Raw genomic sequence first — 5511 nt, forward strand, 5'->3', positions numbered from 1 at the left:
TCTCCGGTGCACACGACCCGCTGCGGGTCGTGTGCACCGGAGACTGGGTCGCCCTCGACACCGACGGCAACCCGCGCTACGTACGGGCGTATCTGCCGCGCCGTACCGCCTTCGTGCGCTCCACCTCCTCCAAGCGGTCCGAGGGGCAGATCCTCGCGGCCAACGTCGACCACGCGATCGTCGCCCTGTCGCTCGCCGTCGAACTCGACCTCGGACGGGTCGAGCGGTTCCTGGCGCTGGCCTGGCAGTCCGGCGCCCAGCCCGTTGTCGTGCTCACGAAGGCCGACCTCGTCACCGATCCGGCCACCCTGGCGTACCTCGTCGAGGACGTCGAGAAGAGCGCGCCCGGTGTACCCGTCCTCACCGCCAGCGCCATGGCCGGGCAGGGCGTCGGGGAACTGGCCGCTCTCCTCGGCCGGGGCACCTCCGTGCTGCTGGGGGCGTCCGGCGCGGGCAAGTCGACCCTCGCCAACGCGCTCGTCGGCGAGGACGTCATGGACGTGCGGGCCACCCGCGACATGGACGGCAAGGGGCGGCACACCACAACAACCCGCAACCTGCTGCCGCGGCCGGGCGGCGGGGTCCTCATCGACACACCGGGACTGCGTGGCGTCGGGCTGTGGGACGCCGGGCAGGGCGTCGGCCAGGTGTTCGCCGAGATCGAGGAACTCGCCGGGCGCTGCCGTTTCCAGGACTGCGCCCATGAGCGCGAGCCGGGCTGCGCGGTGCTCGACGCCGTGGAGAACGGCGAACTTCCCGTCCGCCGGCTGGACAGCTACCGCAAGCTCGTCCGGGAGAACCAGTGGATCGTCGCCAAGTCGGACGCCCGGCTCCGCGGGGACATCCGGGACGACTGGCAGCGCAAGGAGGCCGCCGGGCGCGCCGCCGGTCGCGCCAAACGCGCGGGCTGGTGAAGGGCGGGGACGCCGAACGCGCGGGCTGGTGAAGGGCGGGGCCGGTCGGGCCGAACCCGCCAGTTGGGCGGGCCGGGACGAAGGCCCCGCGGGCCACCGCCCGGACGAGACACGGCGGCCCGGACCGGTCGGGCGGGACACCGGGCCGGTCAGGCGGGAGACAGTCAGCCGGTCAGGCGGGAGGCGGGCCGGGACTGTCACCGCCATGTCCGATTTCCGCTAGCAGCATCCTCCGCGCGGGCGAAGACTGGGACCCGTGATGGACGAGGAGAGCAGGTACGAGGCGGTCCGCAGCCGGGACGCACGGTTCGACGGCGCGTTCTACTTCGCCGTCGAGACGACCGGCATCTACTGCCGGCCCAGCTGCCCCGCCGTGACGCCGAAACGCCGCAACGTGCGGTTCTTCGCCACGGCCGCCGCCGCGCAGGGCTCGGGATTCAGGGCCTGCCGGCGGTGCCGGCCGGACGCCAGCCCGGGATCCGCCGACTGGAACGTGCGCGCCGACGTCGTGGGCCGCGCCATGCGGCTGATCGGCGACGGGGTGGTGGACCGGGAGGGCGTCGCCGGACTCGCCGTACGCCTCGGCTACAGCGCACGTCAGGTGCAGCGCCAGCTCACCGCCGAACTGGGCGCGGGACCCGTCGCCCTCGCCCGCGCGCAGCGTGCGCACACCGCGCGGGTGCTGCTGCGGACGACCGGACTGCCGGTCACCGAGATCGCCTTCGCGTCCGGCTTCGCCAGCGTCCGCCAGTTCAACGACACCATCCGGGCCGTGTACGCCGCCACCCCCACCCAGGTGCGGGCCGCCGCCCCGCGCCAGGACCGTACGGCGGCCGCGGCCGGAGCCGGTATCCCGCTGCGGCTCGCCCACCGCGGCCCCTACCTCGCCGGCCCGGTCTTCGACCTGCTGGAAGGGGAGGCCGTGCCCGGGATCGAGGAGATGAGCGGCCCGCCGGGCGGGCGGACCTACCGCCGGACGCTCCGCCTCCCCTATGGCACCGGCATCGTCGCCGTCGAGGAACGGCCCGGCCACACGCCCGGCGGCGCCGTCCACCCCGGCGGCTGGCTCGACGCGCGCCTGCACCTCACCGACCCGCGTGACCTCACCACGGCCGTCCAGCGGCTGCGCCGGCTCCTCGACCTCGACGCCGACCCGTACGCCGTGGACGAGCGGCTCGGCGCCCACCCGTGGCTCGCCCCGCTCGTCGCCGCCCGGCCCGGACTGCGCGCGCCGGGCGCCGCCGACCCCGAGGAGTACGCGGTGCGCGCGCTGGTGGGCCGCGCCGAGGCCGCGCACCTGGTCCGCGCCCACGGCAAGACCCTGGACGCGCCACGCGGCGGACTCACCCACCTCTTCCCCGAACCGGCCGCCCTCGCCGACACCGGCGGCCCCCTCGGCGCGCTCGCCACCGCCCTCGCCGACGGCACCGTACGGCTCGACCCGGGCGCCGACCGGGACGACGCCCAGGAGGCGCTGCTCGCCCTGCCCGGCCTGGACGGACGTACCGTGGCGGAGATCCGGGCCCGCGCCCTCGGCGACCCCGACGTCGCGCCGCCCGGCGCCGACGTCCCCGACAGCTGGCGTCCCTGGCGGACGTACGCCCTTCACCACCTGCGTGCAGCGGAGGAACCCCATGTACTTCACTAGCGTCGACAGCCCGCTCGGCCCCCTGCTCCTGACCGCGGGCCCGGACGGCGCACTCACCTCGCTGTCCGTCCCCGGGCAGAAGGGCGGCCGGACCGTCCAGGACGACTGGCGGCACGACCCCGCCCCGTTCCGTGCCGCGCGGGAGCAACTCGCCGCCTACTTCGCCGGCGACCTCGAGGAGTTCCGGCTGGAGCTGCGCGCCGAGGGCACGCCCTTCCGCACCCGCGTCTGGGACGCCCTCGACGCCGTGCCCTACGGCGCCACCACCACGTACGGCGAGATCGCGGCCCGCGCCGGAGCCGCACGGGCCGCCGTACGCGCCGTAGGCGGGGCCATCGGCGCCAACCCGCTGCTCATCGTGCGGCCCTGCCACCGCGTCATCGGCGCCGACGGCTCACTCACCGGCTACGCGGGCGGCCTCCAACGCAAGGTGCGGCTCCTCACGCTGGAGGGGGCCATGGAGGGAGTTATGGAGGGAAGGCCGGCGGGAGCGCCGCGGAAGGCGGCGGACCTGGGCGTCTAGGAGCTGGGACCCCAGGGCCCCAGGGGGTTAAGGAAGCCTAGGAGCCTAGGAGCCGCCCTCCTCCAGGCCCCAGCTGTGGATCCGGTGCGGACGGATGCGAATGACCTCCTCGCTGAAATGCGGCCCGAGGCCGTGCGGGCCGGTCAGCAGCTCCGCCTCACCTCTGATGTCCACCCCGCGCACCCGCCACGGGCGCTCGCTCACGATGTCGTCCACCACCAGGGCGACCTTCGGGTTCTGCTGGAGGTTGCGCCACTTCTTGGTGGCGCCCATGGCGTGGCCGCCGACCAGGATCGTGCCGTCGTCCTGCGGGTAAAAGCCCACCGGGTTCGCCTGCGGCCGGCCCTGCGGATCGACGGTGGCCAGCCGTCCCAGCCGCTGCGACCTCAGGTACGCGCGCTCGGCCTCGCTGAATTCGGTCATGTCCGGTAGCGAACCACGATCCCCCGGTGTGGCACATCGGCTCCTGGGTCCAGTACCTGAGGACTACCCCGCACCGGCAGGAGGCCCGCCGGGAGCCACCGGCGATCAGCCCCACAGCACCGCGCCCAGCCATGCGCCGGCGATCAGCAGGCAGGTGAAGAGTTCCGCCAGGATGCTGGAGCCGCCCGCCCGCATCACCGTGCGCAGGGAGGCGCGGGCCGCGTCGGGGCGGCCCAGGCGGAGCCGCTCGGACAGATAGATACCGCCCAGGAAACCAGGGATCGCGCCGAGCACCGGCACGAGGAAGAAGCCGAGGAAAGCGCCTGCTCCGGCGTATCCGGCCATCCGGCGGGTGGCGCCGCTCGACTTCAGACGGCGCGGCGGCAGCGCCCAGCGCACCACCTGGCACAGGAACAGCGCGACCGTCGCACCCACCAGCACCAGCCAGGCGACCGGCTGAGGATCCTTCAGCGCCCACCACAGAACCGCGGCCCACACCAGCCACGATCCGGGCAGTCCGGGCACCAGCACTCCGCACAGGCCGAGCAGGATGACCAGCCCGACCAGCAGGAGTTCCCACGCTCCCATCTGCCCAGCCTGCCGGAAGCGGACAGAACAGGCAGGTCGAGAGGGCAGGTCGAGAGGGCGGGACGAGAGGGCGGGACGCGAGGGCGGGACGCGAGGCGCCGGTCAGCGCTCCCGGCTCACCCAGCCGCGTTCGTGCGCGTGCCAGCCCAGCTGGAGCCGGGTCGTCACACCGGCCAGCTCCATGAGGCGCCGCACCCGGCGCTGCACGGTCCGCAGCCCCACGCCGAGCTGTTTGGCGACGCTCGCGTCGGTCAGGCCCGCCAGCAGCAGCGACAGGATCTCCAGATCGGTGGCGTCGGGGCCGTCCGGGCCCTCCTCCGTGACACCCCGCTCACCGAGCCGCAGGGGCAGGGCCTGCCGCCACACGGACTCGAACAGGCCCGACAGCAGCTCCAGCAGCCCGCTGGCGTGCACCACCAGCGCGGCGGGCTCCGCCGAGCGCACCGTCAGCGGTACCAGCGCCAGCGAGCCGTCCGCGACGACCAGCTTCGTCGGCACCTCGTCGACGACCCGCACCTGCTCGTCGCGGCCCAGCGCGGCCGTCAGCTCCGTGACGCCGTCCGGCTGGTCCAGGACCGCGCGCTCCAGCACCACGCGGTACCGCACCCCGCGGGCCGCCGCCTGCTCCTCCGCGTCGTTGTCCACGCCGGTGACCGCCACCGGCGTACCCGTCACCAGCGCGCACACCTCGTCGGTCGCGCCCAGCTGGATCTGGAGGAAACGCTGGGAAACCGCTGCCGCGCCCGTGACCACCTCGACCAGATCGTGCACCGAGGGTTCGGCCGCAGCCGCCCGGTACGCCTCGGCGAGCAGCGCCGCCGTCAGCTCCGCCTGCTCCAGCTCGTGCCGCTGCCGGGTGAGCAGCGCACCGAGTGCCACTCCCGGCGGCGCCGCGACCCAGCGGCCCGGCCGCCCCGAAGACTGCGCCGCCAGCCCGTGCCGCTCCAGCCGGCGCAGCGCCCGCTCGGTGTCCTGCTCACCGAGCGCCAGCCGACGCGCCAGGTCCGGCACGTCGGCTGCGCCCACGGACACCAGCGCGCGGTACGCCGACTCGTGCCGCTCGTCGAGCCCGATCGCCCCCAACATCGATGCCGCCCTCCTGGAGATGTGACTGACCCCGGACATACGACTGACGGACCGATGACTGAGCCGGTGGCGGGAAACCGCCATGGCGTCATCCCGCCGCGGTACATCATCGCCCCCGCCCCGGTCACTCTGCCAAGGTGTGCCCACGGCGGTACCCGGTGATCATCCGAGGCCGCCCCCGGTCGTCCGCCACAGCGGACCAGCAGGAAACCGTGCACACGCGGGCCCGCCAGTGGTGCGGGACGGCGACGGGTGCACCCGCGGACGTGGTCCGGGCCCATGACGCGCAGGGGCGCATAGGGGATATGGGCCCGGACCACCCGGGCCGC

At 74.6% G+C, this 5511-nt stretch carries 6 protein-coding genes; 3 read left to right on the forward strand and 3 right to left on the reverse strand.

The features are described 5' to 3' along the window. From rsgA to BZL64_RS35470, 3 genes are all read left to right on the forward strand, one after another. Positions 1-914, forward strand: a 914-nt coding sequence (rsgA, locus tag BZL64_RS35460) for a ribosome small subunit-dependent GTPase A (protein WP_107430414.1), incomplete at its 5' end; no start/stop codon positions are given. A 259-nt stretch (positions 915-1173) separates the two neighbouring features. Continuing rightward, positions 1174-2562 (forward strand): DNA-3-methyladenine glycosylase 2 family protein, encoded by a 1389-nt coding sequence (locus tag BZL64_RS35465; protein WP_208639588.1) that lies wholly within the window; start codon positions 1174-1176, stop codon positions 2560-2562. Then, on the forward strand, positions 2549-3085 hold the full coding sequence (locus BZL64_RS35470) for a methylated-DNA--[protein]-cysteine S-methyltransferase (protein ID WP_086773165.1): 537 nt from the start codon (positions 2549-2551) through the stop codon (positions 3083-3085). Before BZL64_RS35465 ends, BZL64_RS35470 begins: the two co-directional genes overlap by 14 nt. Before the next feature lie 45 nt (positions 3086-3130). Here the strand turns inward: BZL64_RS35470 and BZL64_RS35475 are convergent, their stop codons facing one another. The 3 genes from BZL64_RS35475 to BZL64_RS35485 form a co-directional block, all read right to left on the reverse strand. Next, positions 3131-3508 carry a PPOX class F420-dependent oxidoreductase gene (locus BZL64_RS35475; protein ID WP_086773166.1) on the reverse strand — a complete coding sequence of 126 codons (378 nt, stop codon included), beginning with the start codon at positions 3506-3508 and terminating at the stop codon, positions 3131-3133. 105 nt (positions 3509-3613) lie between these two features. Further along, entirely contained in the window at positions 3614-4096 is a 483-nt protein-coding gene (locus BZL64_RS35480; RefSeq protein ID WP_086773167.1) for a DUF456 domain-containing protein, read from the reverse strand. Positions 4097-4198: 102 nt separating this feature from the next. Further along, the gene (locus BZL64_RS35485; RefSeq protein WP_086773168.1) at positions 4199-5182 is read right to left on the reverse strand and encodes a helix-turn-helix transcriptional regulator; all 984 of its coding nucleotides are present in this window, start codon (positions 5180-5182) and stop codon (positions 4199-4201) included. Positions 5183-5511: the final 329 nt, after the last annotated feature.

The organism is Streptomyces bobili, from assembly GCF_002154575.1.
GTDB lineage: Bacteria > Actinomycetota > Actinomycetes > Streptomycetales > Streptomycetaceae > Streptomyces > Streptomyces bobili.

Coding starts and splice junctions, on each gene's coding strand:
- BZL64_RS35465 (WP_208639588.1), top strand. CDS start 1,174: ATGGACGAGGAGAGCAGGTACGAGGCGGTCCGCAGCCGGGACGCACGG.
- BZL64_RS35470 (WP_086773165.1), top strand. CDS start 2,549: ATGTACTTCACTAGCGTCGACAGCCCGCTCGGCCCCCTGCTCCTGACC.
- BZL64_RS35475 (WP_086773166.1), bottom strand. CDS start 3,508: ATGACCGAATTCAGCGAGGCCGAGCGCGCGTACCTGAGGTCGCAGCGG.
- BZL64_RS35480 (WP_086773167.1), bottom strand. CDS start 4,096: ATGGGAGCGTGGGAACTCCTGCTGGTCGGGCTGGTCATCCTGCTCGGC.
- BZL64_RS35485 (WP_086773168.1), bottom strand. CDS start 5,182: ATGTTGGGGGCGATCGGGCTCGACGAGCGGCACGAGTCGGCGTACCGC.